This is a genomic window from Moorena sp. SIO3I8 (assembly GCF_010692325.1).
Taxonomy (GTDB): Bacteria; Cyanobacteriota; Cyanobacteriia; order Cyanobacteriales; family Coleofasciculaceae; genus Moorena.
In genome coordinates this window covers 15,596-41,294 of record NZ_JAAHHW010000056.1, presented here as the reverse complement: position 1 = coordinate 41,294, position 25,699 = coordinate 15,596, and the positions used below count along the sequence as shown (strand labels likewise).

At 44.4% G+C, this 25,699-nt stretch carries 19 protein-coding genes and 14 tRNA genes; 20 read left to right on the top strand and 13 right to left on the bottom strand.

Going from position 1 to position 25,699, the window contains the following annotated elements; all coding sequences use genetic code 11:
- Positions 1-31 precede the first annotated feature (31 nt).
- The 5 genes from F6K51_RS20695 to F6K51_RS20675 form a co-directional block, all read right to left on the bottom strand.
- Positions 32-298, bottom strand: a complete 267-nt coding sequence (locus tag F6K51_RS20695; protein ID WP_293023600.1) for an isopentenyl pyrophosphate isomerase — start codon at positions 296-298, stop codon at positions 32-34.
- Positions 299-372: 74 nt separating this feature from the next.
- Positions 373-1,446, bottom strand: a complete 1,074-nt coding sequence (locus F6K51_RS20690; RefSeq protein WP_293023597.1) for a hypothetical protein — start codon at positions 1,444-1,446, stop codon at positions 373-375.
- A 568-nt stretch (positions 1,447-2,014) separates the two neighbouring features.
- A complete protein-coding gene (locus F6K51_RS20685) occupies positions 2,015-2,167 on the bottom strand; it encodes a hypothetical protein (RefSeq protein WP_293023594.1) in 153 nt (50 codons plus the stop codon).
- A 66-nt stretch (positions 2,168-2,233) separates the two neighbouring features.
- On the bottom strand, positions 2,234-2,836 hold the full coding sequence (gene ureG, locus F6K51_RS20680) for an urease accessory protein UreG (RefSeq protein ID WP_293023591.1): 603 nt from the start codon (positions 2,834-2,836) through the stop codon (positions 2,234-2,236).
- Positions 2,837-2,979: 143 nt separating this feature from the next.
- Positions 2,980-3,432, bottom strand: a complete 453-nt coding sequence (locus F6K51_RS20675; RefSeq protein ID WP_293023588.1) for a chemotaxis protein CheW — start codon at positions 3,430-3,432, stop codon at positions 2,980-2,982.
- Positions 3,433-3,588: 156 nt separating this feature from the next.
- Between F6K51_RS20675 and F6K51_RS20670 the strand changes: the two genes are divergently transcribed.
- Positions 3,589-3,750, top strand: a complete 162-nt coding sequence (locus tag F6K51_RS20670; RefSeq protein ID WP_293023586.1) for a hypothetical protein — start codon at positions 3,589-3,591, stop codon at positions 3,748-3,750.
- On the opposite strand, the gene F6K51_RS20665 is transcribed toward F6K51_RS20670, so the two are convergent.
- The 6 genes from F6K51_RS20665 to F6K51_RS20640 all read right to left on the bottom strand — a co-directional run bounded on the left by F6K51_RS20665 (position 3,689) and on the right by F6K51_RS20640 (position 16,762).
- Positions 3,689-7,252 (bottom strand): hybrid sensor histidine kinase/response regulator, encoded by a 3,564-nt coding sequence (locus F6K51_RS20665; RefSeq protein WP_293023584.1) that lies wholly within the window; start codon positions 7,250-7,252, stop codon positions 3,689-3,691. The genes F6K51_RS20670 and F6K51_RS20665 overlap by 62 nt on opposite strands.
- 328 nt (positions 7,253-7,580) lie before the next feature.
- Entirely contained in the window at positions 7,581-12,869 is a 5,289-nt protein-coding gene (locus F6K51_RS20660; protein WP_293023581.1) for a GAF domain-containing protein, read from the bottom strand.
- Positions 12,870-12,919: 50 nt separating this feature from the next.
- Positions 12,920-13,480, bottom strand: a complete 561-nt coding sequence (locus F6K51_RS20655) for a chemotaxis protein CheW (protein ID WP_293023578.1) — start codon at positions 13,478-13,480, stop codon at positions 12,920-12,922.
- 31 nt (positions 13,481-13,511) lie between these two features.
- Positions 13,512-13,883: a response regulator gene (locus F6K51_RS20650; protein ID WP_293023576.1), complete on the bottom strand. Its 372-nt coding sequence runs from the start codon at positions 13,881-13,883 to the stop codon at positions 13,512-13,514.
- Between the two features lie 239 nt (positions 13,884-14,122).
- Positions 14,123-15,376, bottom strand: coding sequence for a response regulator (locus F6K51_RS20645; RefSeq protein ID WP_293023573.1), 1,254 nt, complete (start codon positions 15,374-15,376; stop codon positions 14,123-14,125).
- A 642-nt stretch (positions 15,377-16,018) separates the two neighbouring features.
- A complete protein-coding gene (locus tag F6K51_RS20640) occupies positions 16,019-16,762 on the bottom strand; it encodes an urease accessory protein UreF (RefSeq protein ID WP_293023570.1) in 744 nt (247 codons plus the stop codon).
- A 563-nt stretch (positions 16,763-17,325) separates the two neighbouring features.
- Here F6K51_RS20640 and F6K51_RS20635 point away from each other — a divergent pair.
- The 18 genes from F6K51_RS20635 to F6K51_RS20550 all read left to right on the top strand — a co-directional run bounded on the left by F6K51_RS20635 (position 17,326) and on the right by F6K51_RS20550 (position 21,793).
- A tRNA-Asp gene (locus tag F6K51_RS20635) sits at positions 17,326-17,399 on the top strand.
- Between the two features lie 70 nt (positions 17,400-17,469).
- Positions 17,470-17,541 (top strand) — tRNA-Ile (locus tag F6K51_RS20630).
- Positions 17,542-17,545: 4 nt separating this feature from the next.
- A tRNA-Trp gene (locus F6K51_RS20625) sits at positions 17,546-17,616 on the top strand.
- Between the two features lie 8 nt (positions 17,617-17,624).
- Positions 17,625-17,699, top strand: a tRNA-Glu gene (locus F6K51_RS20620).
- A gap of 4 nt (positions 17,700-17,703) precedes the next feature.
- Positions 17,704-17,776: transfer RNA gene (locus F6K51_RS20615), tRNA-Asn, on the top strand.
- A gap of 31 nt (positions 17,777-17,807) precedes the next feature.
- Positions 17,808-17,882: transfer RNA gene (locus F6K51_RS20610), tRNA-Phe, on the top strand.
- Between the two features lie 27 nt (positions 17,883-17,909).
- A tRNA-Gln gene (locus F6K51_RS20605) sits at positions 17,910-17,982 on the top strand.
- Positions 17,983-18,095: 113 nt separating this feature from the next.
- Positions 18,096-18,172 (top strand) — tRNA-Leu (locus F6K51_RS20600).
- Position 18,173: 1 nt separating this feature from the next.
- Positions 18,174-18,247: transfer RNA gene (locus F6K51_RS20595), tRNA-Pro, on the top strand.
- A gap of 4 nt (positions 18,248-18,251) precedes the next feature.
- Positions 18,252-18,325: transfer RNA gene (locus F6K51_RS20590), tRNA-Leu, on the top strand.
- A gap of 3 nt (positions 18,326-18,328) precedes the next feature.
- A tRNA-Leu gene (locus F6K51_RS20585) sits at positions 18,329-18,407 on the top strand.
- Positions 18,408-18,493: 86 nt separating this feature from the next.
- Positions 18,494-18,567, top strand: a tRNA-Leu gene (locus F6K51_RS20580).
- Positions 18,568-18,569: 2 nt separating this feature from the next.
- Positions 18,570-18,646, top strand: a tRNA-Met gene (locus tag F6K51_RS20575).
- A 432-nt stretch (positions 18,647-19,078) separates the two neighbouring features.
- Positions 19,079-19,705 (top strand): hypothetical protein, encoded by a 627-nt coding sequence (locus tag F6K51_RS20570; protein ID WP_293023567.1) that lies wholly within the window; start codon positions 19,079-19,081, stop codon positions 19,703-19,705.
- 396 nt (positions 19,706-20,101) lie between these two features.
- Positions 20,102-20,602: an NADAR family protein gene (locus F6K51_RS20565; protein WP_293023564.1), complete on the top strand. Its 501-nt coding sequence runs from the start codon at positions 20,102-20,104 to the stop codon at positions 20,600-20,602.
- Positions 20,603-20,773: 171 nt separating this feature from the next.
- A tRNA-His gene (locus F6K51_RS20560) sits at positions 20,774-20,847 on the top strand.
- Positions 20,848-21,089: 242 nt separating this feature from the next.
- On the top strand, positions 21,090-21,350 hold the full coding sequence (locus F6K51_RS20555; protein ID WP_293023562.1) for a hypothetical protein: 261 nt from the start codon (positions 21,090-21,092) through the stop codon (positions 21,348-21,350).
- Between the two features lie 134 nt (positions 21,351-21,484).
- Positions 21,485-21,793, top strand: a complete 309-nt coding sequence (locus F6K51_RS20550; protein ID WP_158069534.1) for a hypothetical protein — start codon at positions 21,485-21,487, stop codon at positions 21,791-21,793.
- Between the two features lie 112 nt (positions 21,794-21,905).
- Here the strand turns inward: F6K51_RS20550 and F6K51_RS20545 are convergent, their stop codons facing one another.
- Positions 21,906-22,916, bottom strand: a complete 1,011-nt coding sequence (locus F6K51_RS20545) for a PAS domain S-box protein (protein ID WP_293023559.1) — start codon at positions 22,914-22,916, stop codon at positions 21,906-21,908.
- A 249-nt stretch (positions 22,917-23,165) separates the two neighbouring features.
- Here F6K51_RS20545 and F6K51_RS20540 point away from each other — a divergent pair, with 249 nt between their 5' ends.
- On the top strand, positions 23,166-24,587 hold the full coding sequence (locus F6K51_RS20540) for a GTP-binding protein (RefSeq protein WP_293023556.1): 1,422 nt from the start codon (positions 23,166-23,168) through the stop codon (positions 24,585-24,587).
- 768 nt (positions 24,588-25,355) lie between these two features.
- On the opposite strand, the gene F6K51_RS20535 is transcribed toward F6K51_RS20540, so the two are convergent.
- Complete coding sequence (locus F6K51_RS20535; RefSeq protein WP_158069535.1) at positions 25,356-25,532, bottom strand: hypothetical protein; 177 nt, start codon at positions 25,530-25,532, stop codon at positions 25,356-25,358.
- Positions 25,533-25,699 lie beyond the last annotated feature (167 nt).

Genomic DNA, 25,699 nt, shown 5'->3' with positions numbered 1-25,699 from the left:
GTGACTGTTGTTCAGACTTTGTCTCTTCCGATCACCTAGTCAGTCTAGTGTTACTAATTCCAATTCTATTAATTTCATCTCCCCATCTCCCCATCCCCCCCTCTCCCCATCTCCCCATCTCCCCATCTCCCGATCTCCCCATCTCCCCATCTCCCCATCTCCCGATCTCCCCATCTCCCCATCTCCCCATCTCCCGATCTCCCCATCTCCCGATCTCCTCATCTCCCCATCTCCCCATCTCCTTATCTCCCGATCTCCCCACACCTCCCACACCTCCCACACCTCCCACACCTCCCACACTACCTGTTTGACCCTGAGGTAAACAACGTACCCCTGTGGGCTACTCCCTGCTCCTTACAACCAACACCTATCCTAATCAATCAGACGAAATACTTTCTTCTGTTTTTGAGCAGGTTGTTGTGATTGTTCTTGCTTACTTGTTTCTGGGTTGCTAGAAGGCTTCTGAGACTCTTTTGGCTCAGTTGATTCGGTAACTTTTGGTTTTTTCTCAAATACATTAACTCCTGCACCTTCTAACTCAATTACCCCTTCTGGAGAAACCCTGGCTATCTTTCCACTCAAAGCCGCTACCCAATCAGCAAAGCTATCCATCTTTTCTACTTGCTTTTTGAGGGTCTTGCGATTAAGTTCTGCCTGAACGGTTATGCCATTGTCACCAGTGAGGAGTAAAGTAACTTTCTTGCCTTGCTCCGGTAAATTAGGTCTTTCGGTAAACTTGACGGTGATTTCGGGTTTTCTGCCTTGAATCATGATAACTTCATTGGGTTTAGTGTTAGGGCTTGGTTGAGGTTGATAGTCAGTTTTTTCTTCGGAGTAATGTGAATAGAAATTTGAGTCTTCTAGATTTACGTTAACTGGATGAGCTTCCTCTATGTGGAGTTGCTCCCCTACTCGTCTACAAAAAAATTCCCAGAAATCATCCTTTTCTGCTGGTTCTGGCAAAGACCCCTGGAGACTTAACAAAAAAGGCTGCCATGGATAACTTTTGGCTTTTCCTCTAGGAGGCAGGTGATTGCGTTCTACATAAGCCACGACTGCTTCTGGCTTGACATCGTGAATTAAACCACGAACCCGAAACTGATCGACTCTTTCGTCACTGGGAGAATGACGTAGAGTAGTTTTCCCTTCTAGGGGAATAAATTTCTTGATTTGAATTTGAGCGAGTTTTCCTGCCTTGGTGATGCGGAAATATACTCGCCAAAGATAGACTTTTTTCTCACCAAAAGAGGGGTTGGTACTTAATTTATTCCACAAGGGTTGGTGCATATAGGCACTGAAGCTGATTCCTTGTTTGAGAACAAGAGTTCCTTTAACTGACCGATTAGGCTCTTGAGATGGGTTTGGGTCAAATCGCCCAAACAGATAGCCCAGAGCCGAAAACTCGGTTGGACGACTAGGAGGGGTAAAGGGGACAACAACTTCCATGGGATTGGGAATGAAGGAGCCATTATATTTTAGACTATCAAATCACGGCAATCAGATGGACTATACTGGTTGAGTTTTACTTCCGATAATTTTATAAGGCTGTGGAGATTGTTGTTGAATACCCATAATAAAAGTGTCGAGCCCGGGCGCGGGAAGTGTGGGAAGTGTGGGAAGTGTGGGGAGATGGGGAGATGGGGAGATGGGGAGATTTGTATTAAGGGTAATTATCTCGACATTACATTACTCCCTAAAGGGAAACCCTGGAAAGCAAGGAATCCCAGTGATTGAATCTGGCTAGAAATGGGGATCACGAGGGGGGCCATGGGCTCTGCCACGCCTTTGGCGTTCACACAGTTACTCGACTTTTTGGTAGTCAACCAGGATAACGTTGGCTCTACCAGCTTACCTAAATTTAGGTAGAATTTAATACATTTTTTTATCGTAGATTAAAATTGCTAAACTATAATATAATAATTAATTATCTAGCATTTTTCAACCAAGTGATAAATGCAATAACACAAACAAATATAGCAATTCTCATAGCTATGAGGTAAACAATTTATGGATTTTAGGGAACAGGGAACAGGGAACAGGGAACAGAGAAGAGAGAAGAGGGAATAGGGAATAGGGAATAGGGATGGGTTGCATCAAGACAGGGAATCAACGTCAAAGAAGACTGTACCTCATAACTGTGATAAACGCTATAAAACAGTATCATCACCACCCATGATCATATGATCAGATTAGGTTTGATTCCAACACTTTTATTACTCCCTTCTCAAGGGAATTAATAAGCGCCCATGTCAAGTTTTATCAAGTCAATCACCGTAGAGATTCCCTCTTTAGTTTTCAAATTCGTAAACACAAAGGGTTTATCTCCTCGCATCTTTTTAGCATCCCGTTCCATCACCCCTAAATCTGCTCCCACCTGAGGTGCCAGGTCAATTTTGTTAATCACCAGCAAGTCAGACTTGGTGATTCCTGGTCCTCCTTTACGAGGAATCTTATCCCCAGCAGCCACATCAATAACGTAGATCGTGAAATCTACTAGTTCTGGACTGAAGGTTGCTGCTAGGTTATCCCCTCCACTTTCTAGGAACACCAAGTCTAAATCAGTAAACCGATTTTCCAACTGTTCAATGGCTGCCAAGTTCATGGAGGCATCTTCCCGAATGGCAGTATGGGGACAACCCCCCGTTTCCACACCCAGAATGCGATCGCTTTCTAGGGCCTGACTCCTAACTAAAAACTGGGCATCTTCCTGAGTATATATATCATTGGTGACCACAGCGATTTGATAAGAGTCTCGCAGGGCTTTACACAATGCATCTAATAGAGCAGTTTTCCCTGAACCAACTGGACCAGCAATACCAACACGAAAAGTACTCATGTTAACTAACTTAGAGTTAATTTTAATAGTGTAGTTGATTTATGATCATTAGCCATAAAAAAATTGTTAATTGCTACAAGTTAACAATTAACAAATGGTAATTGGTAAGTTTAGATTTTTATTATAGCCTTTTCTAGTGACGATTAAGGAGTCAAGGCACCGACTTGCTGTAAATCCAAAAGAAAAATTTTCTGAGTAGATGCTTCGTTTGATATAACAGCTGCATGAGATATCATCTCCAGAACACTGGCCTGACGGTAAGACTTCGGGATAGGTCGCATCATGTCTTGGGGTAACTCCACCAAATTAGGCAGATCATCGACAAAAATTCCCCAAAGTTCGGAGTCCCTAGGACGAATAATCACTAAGAACCTTTGGTTAGGGCTTCGGTGAGGTAAACTACCATCCCCCAACTGCTGATGTAAATCCCAAACTTTAATGGTATGCTTGCCTAGCTGAACTAATCCCATGGTTTTCATATCCCGGCTGATTTCCGTGGTATAATTAACCACTTTAATAACATCCATAATCGGGAGACATAGGGAATAATCAGCAATTTTAAAAACCATTAATTTTTCTAGTTTTGAATCGTCCATCGCCTTTATTTTATAGTGATTATTGTTTAGTGATTATTGTTTAGTGCTGAGTAGTTATAGGGATATTTTTAGGATTTTTTAAACTACCAATTCACCAGGAGCAATGATCAATTACTAATTACCAAAGAATTGCAGGATATAGCGTTGATCATACTTATGAGCTACAGCCAATTTTATTCCCCCGACTCCCGACTCCCGACTCCCGACTCCCGACTCCCGACTCCCGACTCCCGACTCCCGACTCCCTTATTAACGGTTAAATGGGCTCAACAACATCGGTTACTGTTGTCAACAATTTGTGTTCCAAATAGGGCTTAGTGATATAAGCCTTTGCCCCCAACTGTGCAGCAATCAAGCGGTGTTTATCGTTACTGCGGGATGTGAGGATGACTACAGGAATATCTACCAAAGCTGGGTCTTGCTGACAGTGTTTGAGAAACTCAAACCCATTCATGCGAGGCATCTCAATATCACAGATCACTAACTGTATGTCTGTCTGATGCTGTAGTTGCTCAATCCCTTCATAACCATCCTGGGCTTGAAACACTTGATAGCCATTTTTCTGTAAGGTCATGGCTAGAGTTTGGCGCAGGGTGATCGAGTCATCTACCAGGAGTACCTTTGGCTTACGTCTGACCCAGAACGGTTCAACCGTTGAAGGTGGAAGCTGCTTTCGCGAAAGGGTTTCCATCGGTTGGGTGGCTTGGTCATAGCTTTTGCTTTCAACTTTCAATGTGCTAACCTGTAACCTTTGACTGCCATCGGTCTGTTGCTCAGACAGGTACTGGATCAATTCAGTCCCATCCAGCACCAATGTCAACCGACCATCGGCCAGAATACTGCCCCCATTGACATAGGGGGGTGGCACAATCATTGTCCCCAAAGGACGAATCACCAACTCCTGGTCTCCCAACAGTTGGTCTACTTCCAGACCGACAAGCTGATCCTGGTAATGGATCAGAATGATTGGTCTAATCGTCTGAAGAGGAACAACAGGTTGATGGGGATGGGTTACTGAGAATGGATTTGCCACAGAGGAATAATCTAGGACTTGCCCAAGTTGGTAGACTTTAACCAGTTGCTGATCAGTCCCGGTACCCAAGTGGAGAACTTTGCCATCTTCCCAACTTCGGAGCTGGTGTTCCTCAGGAATAATAATTTGCTCGACTTGATCAGTAATCAAACCATAAACTTGCTTCCCAGCCTGGCACAGAAGTAATTTATCTATGGTTAAACTCAAGGGAATTTGTAGTCTAAATCTGCTGCCTTGGTCCGGAGAAGAATCAACCTGGACGGAACCCCTCAGAGCTTTGACCTGGTTTAGGACAACATCAAGACCAACACCACGTCCAGAGAGGTTATTCACCCCAGAGACAGTGGAAAAGCCTGGTTCAAACAACAAATTCCTCAGCTGAGCCTCACTGAGATTATTACTCTGTTCAAAGTCTATCAGTTCACGTTCTACTGCTAGTTGGCGAATCCGTTCAAAATTCAACCCTGGCCCGTCATCAAAAACTTCAATCACCAAATATCTGCCCCGATGGCAAGCACTGATTTCAATTAATCCCTTTTCTGGTTTGCCCTGTTGTTGCCGTACAGCAGGAGTCTCAATGCCGTGGTCAAAAGCATTACGCACAAGATGCAGCAGGGGGTCGTACAACTTCTGGGCAACAACTTTATCCACTAAAACATCATTACCAGAGATTTTTAGCTCTACCAGCTTATGGTGGGAAGCTGACAACTGCTTGAGGACAGGGGGGAAACGACTAAATATTTCCCCTAAAGGCAACATCCGGGCGTCCATCAAGACATCACGATGGTTGGTTAACAACCGACGTTGTTGTTCGAGAGTTTTACTGGATTGGGTGCTGAACAGCTCAATGTCATGGGCAGCTTCTGTTAATTGAATAGCATCTTCTAGAACTGACTGGATCAGAAGCTCGGGTGCGCTATAACGTTTTAGTTCCAGGTCATCGAAATAGTCGGTATGTTGTTCGCGTAGCGTGGCCTTTTGGCCAAGGTTAGTTGGTTGAAAGTTGCTATGTTGAAAGTTGCTATGTTGAAAGTTGCTATGTTGAAAGTTGGCAGGTTGAGAGCGTAGCGTGGCCTTTTGGCCAAGGTTGGCCGTAGGATTGGGGTTGGTAGCAAAGTGTTCCTTTAAACCTTCAACCTTCAACTTGCTAAGCTGCAACGTTTTTTCTGCCCAAGGGTAGGAATAAAAACTAAGATTTGGGTCGGTAGCTTTGTTTTTGTTTAAACCTTCAACATTCAACTTGCTAACTTGCAACCTTTGCCTAATCTGCTTTTGTTGGGTCAAAATAAACAGGCGGTCGTACCAATCTTGGAGTTGCTCTAGAACTTGCTGATGTTGGTCGATACGATCAAGGAGTACTCGCACTGCAGCCAGCAGTTGTTCATTTTCGAGCAACTGGCGGTTTTGGTTGGTTAGTAATTCCCCAATTGTGTAATTCAGGTATTCTAGATGCTCAATATTTATCCGCACAGTACCAGATAGATCCCTAGATGATGGCGTGCTGGGATGTTGGTTGGAGGGAGTTATGGCGAGATGGGAAGAGTTTAGAGGGGCATTTCTAGCATTGCCTATGGGCGGGATGATCTCGTCTGTGATAATTTCGGGATCTTGTCGTTGTTCTTTTTTTTGATTATCTGCATCAATCATCCCCATGTTGTGCAAAACAAAATTTTTTTCTGTGGCGATTTCTTGATCAGGTGAGGCTATCTCTCCATGCAAGACATCTATCTCTGTTTGCTCCGACCTCTGCAACTTTCTACTTTGATCAAAGGTTTGCTGATCTAGTGTAGTTGATCCTCCCCAGATCATTTCCACAAGCTGGGACCGTTTCCTTGTTTTAGATTCTGGATCAGTAACGGAAGAATTATTAACAACACCTTCTCCTTCTTTTAGTCCCAGCTCAACTCGATTAAGGTCTTGTTCTTTTCCGTTGCCGAAGACAGAAGATTGATTTTGAATTGTGAATTGTGAATTTTGACTTGAAGACCTAAGGTCAGCTAGTTGTTGCAGAGCTATAGAAGGTTGACCACCTTGAGTCCTATCCCCTTCTAGCACCGCTGCTTGTGCTGCAACGAAATCACACAAAGCGGTCTTGGCAATGGTGACCACCTGATCGGGATGGTTGTCTAGGGCTGCGATCGCATTTTTGGCAATAGCGGCAAACCCTGGTAAATTAAGGGATTCCCCTAACCCCAAGAAAATGTCTGCTTGGTGGCGAACTGTGATGCTGATTTCACTGGGATTGTCATTATTTAGGGCAGCTTGGATTACGTCTAAGCCTTGGCTAACCCCCACTTCAAAAATGGACTGGGTGACGTCGAAGCCCAATTCTAGTGAGGTGGGCAGATGGGATTCGTGACCAAAACAGTCCCCCAGCTTCTCTTGGAGTTGGGCAACAACAGCAGCAGTTCGATTTTTGATTTCGGTGTCATCGATTTGCCCCCCTGTGAGTTCAGCGGTCAGAGGTAGGCGCAGACACTCATAAGCTTGAAACAGTAAGGCTTCAATTTCTGGATCAATGGACAAGTCGGGGTTAAACAGAGCTTTAAAAACATCCTCCAAGGAGTGAGCTACAGTGGCGATTGTTTCCAACCCAATGCTAGCTGCTGCGCCTTTGAGGGTATGGGTAGTCCGCATCAAGTTGTTGACTTTATTGATGCTATAGTTTTCTGACAAACTCAGCAAATCCTCTTCCAAGACTTGCAGCAGTTCCGGTGCTTCCTGGAGAAAGTAGCGATAGCTTTGCTCACGAATTTTCGGGTCATTAGTCATTAGAGCAGTTGTCAATTGGGTGAGGTATTTTATTCTTAGGGAGTAGGGAGTAGGGAGTAGGGAGTAGGGAATCGGGAATCGGGAATCGGGAATCGGGAATCGGGAATCGGGATAAAATAAAAAAAATTATCTCTAACTGATTATACGAAAAAATGCTCGTATTATTAGTGATTTTTTATTAAAACTAGGAAAATTTTTATTCAATAAAATTTTCCTAGTTTTAATAAAAATTTTGTGCATTGAAAATGTCTATAGCCTGAAATCAAATAAAAAAGATATATCCCAGTCCCCTTTAGCATGCATGCTAAAACGCATTTAAAATGGATTTTAGCAAGGCAAATGACTACTCAACCTTGAACTGGTCAGCACTGGCTTGAAGATTCTGAGCCATGGCTAGGAGTTCTTGGAAAGACGTAGAAATTTCCATGGCATCCTCAGAAGTTTTGTTGGCAATTCCTGCAACTTCAGTCATGGTTTGGGTCACGGATTGGAACTCTTCGGTCTGTACCTGGGTGGCTTGGGTAATACCCTCTACAAGCTGGCTGATTTGGCTGGTAGCTTCAACAATGGCATTGAGAGTGAGACGGGTATCTTGTACCATTGCGGTTCCTTGGGCAACCTGTTGAATACCTTTATCCATGGCTGTAGAAACCTCAGCGGTACTCTTCTGGATCTCCTGCACCAACTGCTCGATCTCAGTGGTGGCTTCCGCTGACTGACGCGCTAGAGAACGCACTTCATCGGCAACAACTACAAAACCCCGTCCATACTCACCGGCCCTGGTGGCTTCAATGGCTGCATTCAACGCTAGCAATTGGGTCTGATTGGTAAAGTTGCTAATCAGGTTTACTACCCTCGAAACCTTCTGGGACGATTCGCTCAGGCGCTTGAGCCGTTTGCTGGTTTCTGCCACTGTCTCCCGGATTTCGAGAATTCCATCTACGGTACGGTTCATGGCGGCATCCCCTGCTTGGAGGGTTTGGTTAGCGGTTTGGACTGCTACTTCTACCTGTTGAGCACTCTCACCTACAGCTTCTGTAGAATTAACCATGGTCTGGATGTTCTCTAAGGCTTGACCGAGAGCCATAAATTGCTGCTGGGCTTGGGCTGTGAGCTTGGCAATGGAGGATTCCCTGTCAACAGACGTTTGGGCAACTTTCCTGGAAGCTTGCTGGACTTGAGTCACAATCCGGCGCAGGCTTTGTAAGGTGTTGTTGTAGGCATCAGCAATGGTACCTACTTCATTGTTGGTTACCGGAGCTCGGACGGTGAGGTCTCCTTCTAGAGCTGGTCGCACTGCTGAGAGCAACTGCATTACCTCCCGCTGTACTGCTTCTTTGTCGGCTTTCTCCCGTTGTGCGGCATCGGTCAGCTGCTGGGACTGGTTTTGGATTTGTGCGAGATACTCAGCCTGTTGCAGGGCTGCCCCTACTTGCACCGCAATCTGAGCCAGGGCGTTGAGTTCAAACTCTTGCCAGTCACGAGGACCAGTATTTTGGTAGGTACCCAGTAAACCCCATAAGGTTCCTTGTATAAAAATCGGTGCCAGCATATAAGCCTTAACCTCATATTGCTCTAAGGTTTCTAGGTAACCGTCAGAATAACCAAAGGTGTAAATGTCATCAACGGCCACGCTTTCACGATTGCGATACCGACCTCCCTGGGTGTCTTGTAGATAAGTATCGGGCCAGAAGGCTTTGATATCTGCTCCCACCCATGCTAACCAACCAGTTGCAACTGCCTCAGCCACAAACTGACCAGTCCAATCAGGATTGAAGTGATAGAGGGCTACGCGATCGCATTTGAGCAGCTGCCGGATTTCTTGGGTTGTGATACGATAGATTGTATTTACATCCCGAGACTGAAACAGCTTACCAACTATTTTGGTTACCCCCTGAGCAATTTGAGCCGCTTTGGTGAGTTGGGTAGATTGGGCTCGTAACTGATCTAGGTAATGGGATCGCTGCAAGGCTAATCCCAGGGAATTACTAATTTGGAGCATGAGGGTGACATCGGTATCTTGCCACTGACGGGGTCCCGTATTTTGGTAAGCCGCCAGCAGCCCCCAGAGCTTGTCACTTTGGAAAATTGGCATAATCAGATATGCCCTGGCTTGGTATTGTTCCAGAGTGTTGATGTAGCAGGGAGCGAAACCCATGGCATAGATGTCATCAACCTTCTTGAAGCGGTCACCTCGGGCGAACTCTCCACCCTGGGTTTCTTGCAAGCAGGTATCAACATGATTACGAGAATTAACACTCAGGGCTGTAACTTGGCAGCGCTCATAAGCCGTTGTATCCACCTTCAGGCGGTCGTCTCTTTCTTGTTCAGTGATTAGGGAAATCCAGCCAGGGGCAACCGATTCAGCCACAAACTCACCACTCCAGTCGGAGTTGAAGCGATAGATTACTACCCGGTCAGCTCCCAACACTTGCCGCAACTCTTTGGTAATACTCTGGAAGATACTATAAACATCTACAGACTGGGACAAATGGTTGCTAAGGCTTGCTACTACTCGCTCCCGCACAGCAGCTTGGGCAAGCTGGTGAGATTTGGCCTCCACTTGATCCAGGTAGCTCAATTGCTGTAGCGCTACCCCAAAGTGCAGGGCAATCTGCTTGGCAAAATCAATCTCATACTCCTGCCATTGACGGGGCTTACTGCATTGGTGAATGCACAACAATCCCCACAAATCAGGTGCAAGAAGTAGGGGCACAACCAGATTAGCCCGGACTTGGAACTGAGCCAGCAGCTCAATATGGCAATCGCTTAAACCCGCATTGTAGACATCAGCAACTGCTTGCACACGTCCTTCGGTGTAGTGAGGGGCATACTGTTCACCAAAGCAGTGGTCGTTAACTTTGATTCCTAGCATGGCATGGTAGCCTGATGCCACATCCTCAGATACCAATTCCCCATCATCAAAGCCAGAGTTAGGGTAAAACTTAAATACACCCACCCGGTCAACCTGAAGAAGCTTGCGCATTTCGATAGCGGTTGTCTTGAAAATGGTATCTAGGTTTCGAGACTGACGGATCTTGTTGATGATTCCAACTACCGCTCGCTCCATCCCTGCGATTTTAGCGACCTGGGTAGATTTGGCCTCGACTTGCGCCAGGTACTCTGTTTGTTGTAGGGCAACTTCAAAGTGTAGGGCAATCTGCTTGGCAAAATCAATCTCATACTCCTGCCATTGACGGGGCTTACTGCATTGGTGAATGCATAAAAATCCCCACAGTTCAAGCCCTTTACGCAATGGCACCACCAGGTTAGCCCGGACTTGAAACTGAGTTAGCAGCTCAATGTAGCAATCGCCAAGATCCCCATTGTAGATATCAGCAACTGCGTGTACTCGCCCTTCGACATAGTGCTGGGAATACTGTTGACTAAAGCAATGGTCGTGAACCTTCTTACCCAGGATCCCATCGTACCCATTGACCACATCTTCAGACACCAACTCTCCATCGTTATAATCGGAGTCAGGGTCAAAGCGAAACAGACCGACCCGGTCAGCCATCAGGAGCTTACGAATTTCTATGGTTGTGGTCTTGAAAATCGTCTCCAGTTTCCGAGATTGCCGGATTTTGTTGATGACTTTGACTGCTGATTTTTCTAGGTCTGCAGCCAATAGCAGTTGCTTGGATTTTGCTCGCAGTTGTTCAATATACTCCGTTTGCTGGAGGCCAACCCCAAATTGTCGGCCCATCTGAGCCAGTATACCCACCTCCATTTTCTGCCAGTGACGAGGGCCATTGTTCTGGTAAGCTGCGAGGAAACCCCAGAGGGTTTCCCCTTGCAGAATCGGTACAATCACATAAGCTTTAGCCTGAAATTGCTCTAACAGGTCTATGTGACATTGATCGTAACCAACCTTGTAAATGTCATCAATGGCTAAGGTTTCATTGTGGCGATACCGACCGCCTTCGGTTTCCTCCAAATAGGTATCGCGCCAGACTTTTTTAATACTCGGTTCAACTAACGGTATCCAACCGTGTGCCACATCTTCAGCCACAAACTCACCACTCCAGTCAGGATTGAAGCGATAAACAGCCACGCGATCGCACTTCAGCTGCTGCCGGATTTCTTGAGTAGCGGTCTGGAAAACACTGTTGATGTCGGAACTCTTAAGTATCTTATCAAGGAAGCGACTTGCTATGTGTTCCCCCTTAACCGCAATATCCAGTTGCTCCGATTTCTCCTGTAGCTGGGCTGTAATGTCCAATTGCTTGAGAATATTACTGAGACGGTCACTGACTAGTGACAGCAGCACGACGTCACTATCTTGCCAGCGCCGAGGGCGAGAGTTCTGGTAAACGGCAAATAAGCCCCAGAGGTGTTCACCATCAAAGATTGGGGCGATAATATAAGCATTGGTCTGGTATTTTTCTAAGGTTTCAATGTAGCACTGTGAAAAACCAGCGGCATAGATGTCGTCAACTCGCTCTACCTGCTTACGTTTGAAATAGCTGCCCCCTTGTGTCTGCTTTAAATAGGTATCGGTAGTAGGGCTGGCCACCGATCCGATTTGCTTGACCGTACAGCGCCTAGAGGAAAATAGATCTGGTGATGTCAGGTTAGGATTTTGCTTTTGGTCTTGGAGCAGGCTCACCCAACCCTCTGCAACTGACTCAGCCACAAATTCACCACTCCAGTCAGGATTGAAGCGATAAACCACTACCCGATCAGCCTTGAAAAACAGGCGCAGTTCGTGGCAAATGTTGCCCAGGGCAATATTGGGATCAGAAGACGGTGGAATTGTGCCCAAGATTTGAGCCAAGACCTTTTCCTGCTTCACCTGCTCTCGCCATCGGTTACTCAATTCCACTGGCTGTAGACTCAGCCTCAGTTCAGTAACAACTTGGTAGAGCAGACTAATGTCAGCTTCCTGCCATTCCCGGGAACCAGAACATTGCTGCACCACTAGTAAGCCCCACAATTGCCCTTCGATCAAAATCGGTAGACTTAAGCTGGCTTTGACCTGGAATCGTTCCAGTAGTTGGAGTTGAAAAGGACTAACAGCCCGGTCATTAATATCATTAAGGGCTATAACTTCCTGTTGCTCGTAGGCTGACCGATTCTCAGCCCCAAAAGCAATCACTGGTAGGTACTCCCCCTGACTGGGAGTATAGCCACCCACCATCGACTCAACTAGCACTGTACCCCGATTCTCCGACTGGAAGCGAAAAATCAAGGCTCGGTCTACCCGTAAACGCTGACTAACCTCAGTCACTGTGGTTCTCAACAGGGCATCACTAGTTTCTGCTTTGCGCATCTGGGTGGCCAGGTTGAATAACCACTGCCGCTCACCCTTGCAGTGTTGCTCAATATCCACGGCTAGGTGAAACTGAACCCCGGTAGGTGTCCCCTTGCCATTGCCATTACTCGATGATTGATTGAGTTGGGACTTAGAACTGAGTATTTCCTCAGATTGATCAAATTGTGGCATAGTTATAGTTTCGTTTTTTTCAACATCTGATAATGGTAAAATTGCCGACCATGATGGCAGTTCAGAGGCAATCGAGTCGGTAGTAACTCTTCCAATAGACTGTTCAATGGGCAGAGTTAGTGACCAGCTTGTCAAGCAGTCATAATTGGTTTGATGGGATTGATTTGGTTGATCAAAACTCATCATAATTGCCCTGATCAATTGCCAGATCTCGGAGGAGGCTAAGTCGAAAAACCTCAAGACTCTCCTCCCCAAGAGTCCCCTCGTTGATGTGTCTGCCATAGGGGACATTGAGTAATAGCCATGACATCCAAAACTGCACCGCCATCCCCAGGTAGGTACCCCAGGAGAAAAGGCAATAGCTTAGGAGGAAATAAACCAGGAGTCGGTGGCTGGAGTTGCTCCAATTCATGTAACTCAATATCATTAACATGGGATACCACCAGACCCAAAGACTGGTCATTGACCTGAACTACTATTGCCACAGGAGATACCGAAACTTGCCCAAGCTTCGACAGAGGTGGATAGCCAACCAGCTGGTTTAGGTCTACCAACCAGAGCATTTCTGAACGCCAATTACCAATTCCCAAAATGCAACTGGGCATTTCCGGCACCAGCAGAACCTCCGGCACATTCACCCTGATAATTTCTGTAATCTGCTCTAGGGGCAACAGAACACTGTCATCTTTTCCAAGAGGAAAACGCAGCAACCGCACTCGGGTTTCTGGGGTTAGTGGATCTAAGTTCAGTAGGTCAAGATTGGTTTGTGTTACCACTGGGTCAAGGGAGTTTAACATTACCTAATACCTAATACCTAATACTTAATGCCTAATGCCTAATGCCTAACAATTGCTGGATTGTTTGTATTAGTTCTTGCTGCTTTATCGGTTTAGGTAAATAGGCATCAGCTCCCAGCATTGAACCCCAGAGTTTGTCGGCATCAGTTCCTTTAGTTGAGCAAATCACAACTGGAATGATTTGGGTGTTGGAATTAGTTTTGAGTTCCCGGCACAGTTCAAACCCGCTTTGTCCTGGCAAAATCACATCGACAATCACTAAATCTGGTTTCTGGGACTGGAGTTTAATCTGGGCATCCTCACTACTGGTGACACTAACTACGTTGAGACCAGCTTCTCTGAGGTAACAACTTAGAATCTCATTTTCCGTCAAACTATCTTCAACCAAAAGGACTGTAGTCATATTTTTTTTTGCTTATTGATGATGTTAATTACAATTCTTTTGTTTTTTAGTGTTAATCATTTTTTTTAGTTTAAACTAATTACCATAACTTTGAATTTATAAGCTTAAAAATAAAATAACAATAATTCAATTAATTGAATAGGTATAGTAGGTATAGTAAATTAATTGTGATAAGTTTTTATAGAAAGTTACCTACTCCCTACTCCCTGTTCCCTTTACTAAAGTATTAAAGTAAGTAGTCAACTGGACAGGATATTACGACTAACCCCGAGATGCCTCTGGAGAATTGTCAATACCTTTGACCGAGTAATAGGCTTTGCTAAAAAGTCTGTAGAACCGACCATCTTGGCCCGCACTCGGTCTACAATTCCGTCATTACTGGTGACCATAATCACTGGCGTGTCTTGAAACACCGAAACCCGACGAATTTGTGCACAGACTTCATAGCCGTTTAAAACCGGCATCACCAAATCCAAGAAGATCAGCTGTGGTTTGTGCTTTAGCAAGGTCGGCAAGGCTTTGATAGGGTCTTGAACATTGATAAATCGATAACCAGCATTGGCAAGAATTTGACTCATGGTCAGCCGATCGATGTGGCTGTCTTCGATATAAACTACCAAGGGACTAGCTGGTAATGTCTGAACTGGTCCTCCAAACCTTCGAGCATTTTCTGGCATTGGGTTAGTGGCTTTAGTAAAGTGAGTATCACAGCGCCAGTCCCCAACCTCGATCAGACCCATCACCTGTACTCGGATGTAGGGCATGATTGATTGGGCCAGAGCCAAAAGATTCTGTTTCAACGTCAAAGCTAAATCCCTCAAAGTGCGATCGCCATCCACTAAGGTAGTCAGGTTGTGGTAGGCCAGTAATGAGGTCTGCTGTCGCAATTTGTCAGCATCCCAGATCACCGGAGCCAAAGAAGGGGAAATATCTACCAAACCAGCCTCTTGCCAAGGCTCCCAAGCAAGCATTGCCTGTTGCCAAATCTGTGAAGCTCGAATTACTACCAACCTTGAATCAAAGGTTGAATCAAAGGTTGAATCAGATGTTGAATCAATAGTGTCTTGAGGAATCTGCCTGTAAGTTAGTTGCTCTGATGAACCACAGCGGAGTTGTTCCTGCCGTTGGATGATATCGAAGAGTATTTCCGTACAGTTGCCAGCAACAACTGACCTCATCTGTCTGAGCGGTACTTTCCCCTCTCTGACTAGTTCTGCTAGAGATTTGTAATCCCAATACACCGGCTGAGCCGGTGACCCCTGACACACAGGATCAGCTGATAGTTCTGGGCAGTGTACAGACAACTGCCGACACCAACGACGAATGGGATGCATTTTACTAGCACCGCCACTCAAACGACCGAAGTGGAAAAAAAGAGTCCACTGCTGACCTTGGGGATCTTCAATCTCCAACCGACCAGTCAATTGCGCCTTTGCGCAAGCTTGAATCTGTTGTGCCAGTTTGTCGGTGGTCAATACTTTGTGAGTAGTCATTGGTGTCTCTATTGATATATAGCAAAATTAGTAACTATTAACTAACAATTAAAAATTAATCTTTAACAAGTAATATTACTATTTTTATAGCACCTATATTAGCACCGATGTTGTCAATATTTACTGTTTTAATTAATCCCTACAACCCTAGAAACCTAATAGGTAATATTGTGAATTATAATATTGTGAATCCTGATATTGTGTATAGTTTTCAGAACTTACGCAGCAACTCTATTTGTAACAAATTATATGGTTTGTCGCCCAGTTTTGCCTAAGTCCTGGTTTTGTAGAAATGCACCAAACTGGTAATGTTAGCAGACAAGTCAAGCCAGGGTTGTGGAGATGCACCATTATCGAGTTTCACTAACCATAAGCAAAACTCTGTTAGCCAAACTGAAGGTAAATTAGTAGCTGACCTTGATAAATTTTAGCTTCATTAAGGTTGTTTTTTAAATAAAATTAATTAAACTTAACTTTATTTATTCTGCCTTAATCATAACTAGGATATAAGTCTTAAGATACGCTAATTGTCGTAGTATACTTTGCTAACTAGAAAATCTAGCATCTCTCAGTAACATCAGCAACAAAATCTAGCTAACTTTATTAAGTCTTTAAAAAAAGGATTATTTATTTTCAAAAGAATTAACTGCGAAATAATCGTGTGTACTGAGTTTCGTGAGCCATACTTGCCAGGGCTAATCCCCAGCCACAACTACTTAATTTTTCATCCGCCAAAGTTAAAACATCTTCGGTTGTCAGAGTAAGTCTATGGTTGAGTGCTAGCAGTAGCTGTTGACCAACGGTTTGACCAAGGGGAATCAATTTGACCCCAGCACCGATGACATTAGATGCCCAGCTATGTAAGTAACCTAAGACTGTAGCTGTAATGTCAATCTGCCAGTGAGCAGCCCCAATCCCAAACGCGATCGCATAATTACAGGGTTGACCCACAGCTGATGCTACATCGTGTAGAGAGATTAGATTTTCTTGAGAGGTTACATCGGTCGTCTGGACAATAGTTTCAGTGGATGGGTGCAAATCGAGCAGTAACCGTATCAACGAGTTACCCATCTGCCAACTTTGCGATCGCAATTCAGAAGTTTCCTTAGCAGCACTTACCCAAGCATTCCAGTAGTTCAAACCCTCTAAATCCCCTTTGCCATAACTTTCGTAAGCTCGGACTATAACATAAGCTTCTAATCGAATGGCTCCATAGCGCAGTTGATGCTCTAGCCACTGGTCCAGAGTAGCCTGGTTGTGAATCACACCAATATCAACTAATGTTTCCAAACCCTCAGAATAGCCGTAAGCACCCACTGGTAGTACGGGACTAGCCAGTTGCAAAAGATTCAACAAAGAATTAGGGACTAGGGGATCTAAATGCATTCTTGCTTGTTATTCATTGCCATAGTGCACTGTCTGTACATCATACCTAATCGGCATCCCACGCTCTTTGAGGATTGAAGAAGAGACCGAAGAGGGGGAAGGGGGACTAGGAACAACTTATTAACAAGTTTCTCCTGATCGAGATCTGCTCGATCCTGTCATCCATTACATCCGTTAAACCATCCCTTGCCCCTCTGGCAATTAGGACTTACCCCCCCTAAATATACATATAGTGTTTAGTTTTATATAAAAACACTACATATATTGTTTTCTGGGGCTATCCACATAACTCCTAAAAATTTCCAAAAAAAGTTTGCCCAAACCCTTGACACCGCTTGTAGTATTGTTGTAGCATAAAAACATAGCGCAGAGGAAAGAGTCAAAAAGCTCGAATCCAAAAGCTTACACGGAACCTTGACAACTAAATATGTAACATACCTTTTGATTCATGTTTGGATATAACTGTGTTTGCTCATCACGTGGGGATGGACCCTTGGGTTGATTCCCCACAGAGTAAACCCAGAGATTTATCTAAAGTCGAACGGATAAACTGTTCAAGTCCTGGGGCTGTAGCTCAGATGGTCAGAGCGCCTGTCTGTCGAACAGGAAGTCGCGGGTTCGATTCCCGTCAGCCTCGCTCTTTGCAGTCGCTTTTATCGGTTGCAGGTGCAAATCCTGCTCCAATCAGTGACTCCAATTAGTGACCTAGCAGCGTAGCTCAAAGGTAGAGCACCTGGCTCATAACCAGGAGAGTGCGGGTTCGAGTCCCGCCGCTGCGACCTACGGAGATGGTGTAACTGGCAACATGACGGTCTCCAAAACCGTTGATCTGAGTTCAAATCTCAGTCTCCGCGCTATTTGCCGTGCCGTAGGCAAATTTGGTTAAGCCACCTGCCTTTCAAGCAGGTGATTGCGGGTTCGATCCCCGTCGGCACGATGAATGCCCTGTAGCTCAGTTGGAAGAGCAGCGAGCTGTTAACTCGATGGTCGCGGGTTCGATCCCTGCCAGGGCAGTCAGGAGGGGTTTCATTTTTATCCTTTGTATCCCCCGGTAGCTCAGTTGGGTAGAGCGCTCGCCTGAAAAGCGAGAGGTCGTCGGTTCGATGCCGACCTTGGGGGACTGTCACTTGCTATTGCAAGTGCTAAATGCCGGATGGACGATTGGCAAGTCGCCGTGACTCTGAATCACGGAGAAGTTGGTTCGAGTCCAACTCCGGCATTCTATTGTTGAAGGTTAACCGGTTGAAGGTTAACTGGTTGAAGGTTAACCTTCAACCTTTAACCTTTAACCTTTAACCCAAATCAATTTTGATAGCAACTTGGTATCAAATATGCTCCTGTAGCCCAATTGGCAGAGGCGACCGTTTTAAAAACGGTCAGTTGTGGGTTCGACTCCCACCAGGAGTACCAACGGGGTGTAGCGCAGTTTGGTAGCGCGCTTGCTTTGGGAGCAAGATGTCGCAGGTTCAAATCCTGTCACCCCGACTTTACCCCTGTGATGCAATTGGTAGACATCACTCCCCCAGAACGAGTGTTTTGCAGGTTCAAATCCTGCCAGGGGTATACGCTCCCGTGGCGGAATTGGTAGACGCACTAGACCGAGATTCTAGTTTTTTTACAGGTTCAAATCCTGTCGGGAGTACCAATTATCCAGATGTGGCGCAGTTTGGTTTAGTCCAGTTGACCAACAGTCAATTGGTCATAAGCGCAAATTCTGCCCCTCGGATCCAAACCCCTGTAGCCCAATTGGCAGAGGCTCTAGGCTTAGAACCTAGGTGTTGCTGGTTCAAATCCAGTCAGGGGTATCGCAGGGATGGAGCAAGAGTAGGCTCGCCAGGTTCATACCCTGGAAATCAGTGAGTGCAATTCTCACCCCTGCCACCAATTTGCAGGCATGATGTCATAAGCTGTTCAGCATTTAGATTGGGATACCTAAATTGTTCAAAGGGAACTTCGGATCAGGGAATAGGGAACGGGGAATAACCAATTTAAATGCACATCAGCTTATCATCTCTGCTTGAATACTTATCATTTAAAGGAGTTCGTAAATTTAAATTTTTCAAGTAACAAACAACCAATAAAAAGTAACGATTTACCTGATTTTAATAGTTATCAATAGAACCTGAACAATCTTGCTAATTGTTCATAATTTAAAAAAAAGAGCTCTTTACTACTGTTCCCTGTTCCCTGTTCCCTGTTCCCTGTTCCCTTTTTATATAAATACTATGTTTACCTAATAAGTTAAATAACAGCAGGGTTTACAAGTGATTAGCTAGGAGATACCAATGAAGAGATAAGGAGGGTAAAATGACAACTATGACTGTCACAGATGCTCTAGCAGAGTTGACCTTGCTGGAAAAGCGCATTGACTCAGCCAGAGCAGCTTTGGACAACAACACCTTAATTTCTGTGGTTGAAGTCGGTCAAGTGCCAACAGGCTTCAAATCACGAGAAGATTATGAGATAAAAGCTAAAGCGGCTTTGCAAAAAGTGGATGCTCTGATTGCCAGACGACGGACGATCAAGAGAGTAATTGTCTTATCCAATGCTTCTACAATGGTTACGGTTGCTGACCAAGAGATGACTGTGGCAGAAGCCATTGAGATGAAGATGTTTATCAGGTATTATGAAGCAGTTATCGGTACTATGCAGTCAGCATATACTAAAACCCTGAATCACTATAAGATGGCACAAGCACGAGTCAAAGAAAGACTTGATAAACTAGCTCTGGAAGTGCTAGGACAGAATGCATCCGTTGGTTCACAGAAGTATCAATCCTTGGCAGATAGCTTTCTAGCTAGAGAAGGGGTTGAACTACTCGATCCCACTAACCTGGCTGAAGAACTTGAGAGACGACAAACCTTTATTGAACAGTTCAAGTCAACAGTTGATCGAGTACTCTCGATCAGCAATGCCAGGACAATGATCGAAATTCCCGATTAAAATGGTGAGACGTGTTGGTCACTCGAAAATCTCTAAATTTATGGTTTTTTCTTTCTAAATTTAAAGGTCAAAGGTTAACGGTTAACCCTTAAACCTCAATCATCAAACCTTAGCTGATCAACCTTCAAACCATAAAGGTCAACCATCGATAAAATCCAGGGACTATGGTTGTAGGTTCCATAAAACCTTGAGGTTTCCACCTGGCTGAGTGGTCAGCATTCTCATTATTCAGCAACGATTATGGCGTTGCTGATTATGCGTATGGTTTTGCCCCCCTAGCCCCCCAATTCTGGGGGTAACAAAACTATCAAAGTCCCCCAGAATTGGGGGATTTAGGGGGCTTTAATAAAACCAAATGATCGCGCATTCATTCCTTAATTCAGCAACGCCACGATTATGACAATCTATTTTTACGGTACTCGCCAAAAACCCTATGGTTGTTTTTCCAACTTCTCCCGACATGGCTTTGAGCTAGATAAATTGTGGTGGGTGACTAGTGAGCATTTCTTCCAAGCCCAAAAATTTGTGACCACTGATTCCTCTTGGTATGACAAAATCCGTGAGGCAAAAACACCAAAGGAAGCAGCAAAAATGGGACGCGTTCGCGTAGCGTGGCCTACGGCCAATCGCTCTCATCCTCTTCGTGATGATTGGGAAAAAGTCAAAGATGAGATTATGCAGCGAGGAGTGTTACGAAAATTTGAAACCCATGGTGATCTTCGCCAGTTACTACTTGCTACAGGTGATCAGCTAATTGTTGAGAATTCACCCATAGATTATTACTGGGGTTGTGGTGCTGATGGTAGTGGTAAAAACAAACTAGGAGAGATTTTAATGACAGTCAGGGCAATATTGCGTGACAAGCAACTTGATGCTAACGATAGCATTTTTATTTGAGTTGTGAACAGAGGATTTATAGAAAAAGGGAGCAGGGAGCAGGGAGCAGGGAACAGGGAACAGGGAACAGGGAACAGGGAACAGGGAAAAAAACCTGTATACCTCATCATTATGAAAAACGCTGTAATTAGGACTAAATAATTAGGAATTTGTATTGTTTTAAACAACGTGGTGTCTGAAGCCAAAGTGGTCGCGGCGCTGGTTTGTGGAACCAGTCATAACGGGTTCAAGTCCCGTCAGACACCCTTAGGTGCGACCCGTGATGGCGAGCAATCCCTTGACCGTAGGTCACGCGGGGCGCGTTCGCCATCACGGAAAGCGCACCTTAAGGAAGATGCCGCCGAGTGGACGGCAATCGGTCTTGAAAACCGTGGTATGGCAGCGATGTTGTAGGGGTTCGAGTCCTCCATCTTCCTCTAACCACCAGAAGCCGAAAAGCGAGGCACTGTGCTGATAACGCAGTGGTAGGAGGGGCAGTACCTCCCTGGTGGATTTCCCTTCTACACGCGATGAAGCAAAGCTTCCGCTAAAAGCGATCGCTAACTTGATCAACTCCTGTGAAGCAGTTGATCAGCTAGACGAAGGTATGTTAGTCCTGGCACTACCCCAGGAATTTTATCATCCATCCCTGGATAGAGACCGAGATTTACCTCTCTGGGAAGATCGAGATGGGCAGCTCAAGCGATCGCTAAAGGAAAAAACAGTTGAAACAGATTCAAAATGTCTTAAACTAATGGCAAATGTATAGTTATAACATCAAAGAAAATTTCTATGCAGCTTGGTCCCGGTTTATTAATAACATTTTTGTACTACTTCACCTGCACAACCCTCATTACCACTGTATTTTCCTCGCAAGTTTTGAGGCTAAGTCTGGTGACAGGGATGCCCTATAGTGTTGGTGTAATTTTTGGCCTAATCGGTGGTTTATTAGGTACCTACTTCAATCGAACCGTTACAGTATCCCTAGAATTCAAGAGTAAGAAAGTTTTTAGCGCTGCTCTCCAGGATGCTCTGACCGAGATGGGGTTTGAGGAAACATCAAAGCTAGAAGATTTTGTAGTTTACCAACGCCCAGCCCTCAGTAATATTTTTTCTGGTAAAGTTTTTGTACAAATTGGTAAAGGGAAAGCTACCATTGCTAGCCGTTCCAGAAATATTAAGCGAATCAGCCGTAAACTATCAAAGAATTAGAGACACTATCCATAATTTTTATAAAACCTATTTTTTAAACAACCTTGCGATAAATAAATATCATGGAAATAGTATGGCTATAGCCAACACACTAGAGAATACACCATAGAACCTAACCGCTTAAATGATTAAGTCTTCGCAAAGCTCCAATGATTACTAACTTACCGTATAATTTAGTTCGGGATCCATAAATTTCTACGTTAATCCTGCTACCATCTTTACACTGACCAGGAAAGGTAAAGTATAGATTTTTACCCTGACCCTGAAGACAATTAGTGATTCGTTCATCGACAAATTTACGCTTGTCTTCTGCCACCACTTGTAGTAATGATTGCCGAGAAATAAGTTCACCAAAGGAATAGCCAAAAATTTCGGCCATTTTGGGATTAACATATAGAAAATTACCTTTACTATAAATTATGTAAATTCCCAGAGAAGAGAAATTATCTGAACTCTCAGTGAGCTTATTTGTTGGGGATAAAACTGGATATTTCTGAGGAGACTGTTGCCCTAGCTGTTGTTGTTGACTGTGGAGTTGAGCATTCTCTAAGATCAAAGCCATGGACTCAGCAGTCATTTCCATTAAACGGGCAGATTTAGAGCCAAAGTGTCCCGCCTGGGAATGCATTAGGGTGATAATGCCTAATAACCTCTTACCCCTGAGAATAGGTACAGCTAATACTGAGCGTACTTGATAGGGCTGATCAGGTAAGGTAAGCCAGCGGTCATCATCGATAGTGTCCTTTATCAGCCCAACTTCGCGATGGCGGCTAACCCAACCAGCTAAACCTTGGTCTAGAACCTGACCAATGATCTGCTTTTTATATCGTGGGAGGGTTGCACCGCGAGCTAGAATACTCTCAGTGACCACACCATCAGTATTGAGTAAAAACAGGCTACTCTCCTCTGCCTTAGTGAGGCGACCAGCAACGTGGAGTATATCTTGTAACAAAGCTCTAAGCATCAGGGAGCCAGAGGCTGTTTGCATTATGGTGCCATAGGTTTTAAATAGCTGATGTTGAGCACTGAAGACAATTCGTGTAGCTTTAAGTTGATCCACTTGTCGGCGCAGTGCTTTCAATTCCTGAATCAGCTGTTGTTTAGATTTATTCAGATCACTCATAGTTACCTCCATCAATCAGCCTGCGCCAATCCCACATTAGTCTACAGGCTTATAGCAAGTTGCGTTTCTGACGTTTAATTTACCTATGGGATCAGGAGGACTTGGGGGAATTTTCCGCTCTTCCCAATTCCTTTTTGTTTATTCTTTGACTGCAACTTGGTATCAGGTAATTGCGATCGGATAATGGGTATTTTCTCATCAACGGTTAGGTCAAAATAGTAACTGTAACTCGTCTTGCCCTATTTAACCTTGAGTTATCCTCGATCTTCCCAATCTAAACCAGCTGCTGGTAATCAGACATCCTATGGCACCAACAACCAGCAGAAAAATCTCTTCAACCGCACTCGTGCCAGTTTACAGCAAGCCTTGTCCTGGTACAGCAATTTTCATCGGTCCCAGGGGAATCCTGCTGATGTGGAAATGCAAGCCTTGCTGCAAACTGAATTAGAGGTTTTGCAGTCTAGCTTAGACAAACTTGACCAAGGATTGATTCGCATTGCCGCTTTTGGTTTGGTTAGTCGTGGTAAGTCAGCGGTAATTAATGCTTTGCTGGGACAAAAAATTCTTAAAACTGGTCCGATTCACGGTGTCACTCAATGGCCCAAGTCGGTACGCTGGACACCTAGCTCCAACAGTGAAGTCCTCTTGGAGTTGATTGATACTCCAGGATTGGACGAAATCCATGGGGAAGTAAAGGCGCAGATGGCGCGGGAGGTGGTATCCCAAGCGGATTTAATTTTATTTGTCGTGGCTGGTGATATCACTCGCACTGAATATCAAGCTCTTTGTGAACTGCGGCAAAGCCAAAAGCCTCTAATCTTGGTATTTAACAAAATTGACCTCTATCCAGAACAAGACCGGGAGGCAATTTATCAACAGTTGCAACAACTGGGTACCGGTAGTCCCAAGGATCGGCGTTTACAAAAGATGTTGTCAGCGGATGAGATTGTTCTAGTGGCAGCAGAACCAGCTTCTATGGAAGTACGGGTAGAGTGGCCTGATGGTAGAGTGACTTATGAATGGGAAACTCCACCTCCGAATGTAGATCAGCTTAAACAGAAAATTTTCAGTCTACTTAACCGAGAAGGGCGATCACTTTTAGCCCTCAACGCTCTATTTCAAGCCCGCAATGCTCAGAATACTATTGCCAAAAAAGCCATTGAGTTACACAAAACGGAAGCAGAAGACTTAATCTGGCAGTTTGCCAAGTACAAAGCACTAGCAGTCGCCCTCAATCCGATTGGAATTTTAGATGTTTTAGGGGGTACTGTGACTGACTTGGTGATGATTCGTTCTCTAGCGCGGCTGTATGGTCTACCCATGACTAGCTATGAAGCAGGTAAGCTATGGCAAAAGATTTTGATCAGTTCTGGAGGCTTACTGCTAGGTGAACTGGGTACCAGTGTGCTTTTTGGTGTAGGTAAGAGTGCATCAGTAGTTATCGGTCCGAGTGGCTTGGGTGCCTTTGCTGGGGCAGCAATTACCCAAGCTGGAATTGCGGGTTATGGGGCTTATGCTGTTGGTCAAGCGGCACAGGTTTATCTCGAACAAGGTTGCTCTTTCGGACCACTAGGAGCAAGTACCGTCATTAAAGAAATTCTAGACCGGGTGGAGCCAGACACTATTGTTTTTCGTCTGCGGCAAGAATTGGAAAGACAGCTAGGAGAGTGATAAAACTTAATTCCTTAACCTTTTCCCTAATTTTACCTAAATTTTACACCTGGCAAGTTTTTTACCGGAGTCGTAGATTGGGCATGTGTAGATATTCAACAGAGAAAAATCACTGCCAGCCCATCGCGATTCAGGAGAAGACCCATGTTCAAAAGACTAATTCAAGCCGCCATGCTCACTTTATTGCTTCACCTAATTGCAAACCTGACACCACCAGACTCTCAACAGCCTGTCAATTTGTCACCCTCAGACGTGAAACTTGTCTATGTCTTGAGCTAGACCATCGGTCAGTGTTCCAAACGGATTTTTATGGGGGTTGTGGGCTGGATAATTATCCATGGTTCATTATCCATGGTTCATTAGTTTTCATTAGTACTGTTGCAATGAACTATGAACCATGAATCTTAGATTTTACCATAAGAGTAATGGCAGATTTAATGGCAGATAAACCAAATAATAGGCGGTTTTTCCAGGTCATTCCTATTTGAAAAGTTTTAACTAATAATTATAGATAAAATTTAGTAATATTGCCATATATATCAACCTACATTTTACCGGTAACAAATTTGATAGTTTTTTGTTTTGTTAATTTTTGGATTTCAAATAAGATTGATATTTGAATTTAATCAATAAAACTCCTAGTTCATAGATATCAATTCTTTGTTCAGTTTGTTATAAAAGTTTTTTTGAAAATAGATTTTATAGTTTTATCCTATACTATAGCCAACCATTTCCTCAAAGTCATCAAAATCTATATCAGTCTTTAGTTCAATCAATGACTATTCTGACACAGCCTGTTGTAGGATGTTTTTGGGTAAGGGAAAATAATTGGTACTTTTCAGGAGAGTTGTTAACGTCGATATCAATGGGATAGCGAAAATTATTAGAGCGATGCCGCAGAATCAGGTAATCACCAGGCTGGATACCTTTTCCTTGTCCTGCCATCTGACCCCTTCGTGATCAATGGAATCAAAGAAATAGTCACGTTGTAAGCATATGCGCGTAGCGCATATGCTTACCAATAATGTGCTGATAGGGAGCCCGGTTAACTTCTTATAAGTCTTGGCTTTTCGTGACTTGAAAGTTGATCATTTTCAATTTTCAATTTTCAA

Coding starts and splice junctions, on each gene's coding strand:
- F6K51_RS20550 (WP_158069534.1), top strand. CDS start 21,485: ATGCCCTATAGTGTTGGTGTAATTTTTGGCCTAATCGGTGGTTTATTA.
- F6K51_RS20650 (WP_293023576.1), bottom strand. CDS start 13,883: ATGACTACAGTCCTTTTGGTTGAAGATAGTTTGACGGAAAATGAGATT.
- F6K51_RS20670 (WP_293023586.1), top strand. CDS start 3,589: ATGAGCTACAGCCAATTTTATTCCCCCGACTCCCGACTCCCGACTCCC.
- F6K51_RS20545 (WP_293023559.1), bottom strand. CDS start 22,916: ATGAGTGATCTGAATAAATCTAAACAACAGCTGATTCAGGAATTGAAA.
- F6K51_RS20645 (WP_293023573.1), bottom strand. CDS start 15,376: ATGACTACTCACAAAGTATTGACCACCGACAAACTGGCACAACAGATT.
- F6K51_RS20660 (WP_293023581.1), bottom strand. CDS start 12,869: ATGATGAGTTTTGATCAACCAAATCAATCCCATCAAACCAATTATGAC.
- ureG (WP_293023591.1), bottom strand. CDS start 2,836: ATGAGTACTTTTCGTGTTGGTATTGCTGGTCCAGTTGGTTCAGGGAAA.
- F6K51_RS20640 (WP_293023570.1), bottom strand. CDS start 16,762: ATGCATTTAGATCCCCTAGTCCCTAATTCTTTGTTGAATCTTTTGCAA.
- F6K51_RS20570 (WP_293023567.1), top strand. CDS start 19,079: ATGACTGTCACAGATGCTCTAGCAGAGTTGACCTTGCTGGAAAAGCGC.
- F6K51_RS20675 (WP_293023588.1), bottom strand. CDS start 3,432: ATGGACGATTCAAAACTAGAAAAATTAATGGTTTTTAAAATTGCTGAT.
- F6K51_RS20535 (WP_158069535.1), bottom strand. CDS start 25,532: ATGGCAGGACAAGGAAAAGGTATCCAGCCTGGTGATTACCTGATTCTG.
- F6K51_RS20690 (WP_293023597.1), bottom strand. CDS start 1,446: ATGGAAGTTGTTGTCCCCTTTACCCCTCCTAGTCGTCCAACCGAGTTT.
- F6K51_RS20655 (WP_293023578.1), bottom strand. CDS start 13,480: ATGTTAAACTCCCTTGACCCAGTGGTAACACAAACCAATCTTGACCTA.
- F6K51_RS20565 (WP_293023564.1), top strand. CDS start 20,102: ATGACAATCTATTTTTACGGTACTCGCCAAAAACCCTATGGTTGTTTT.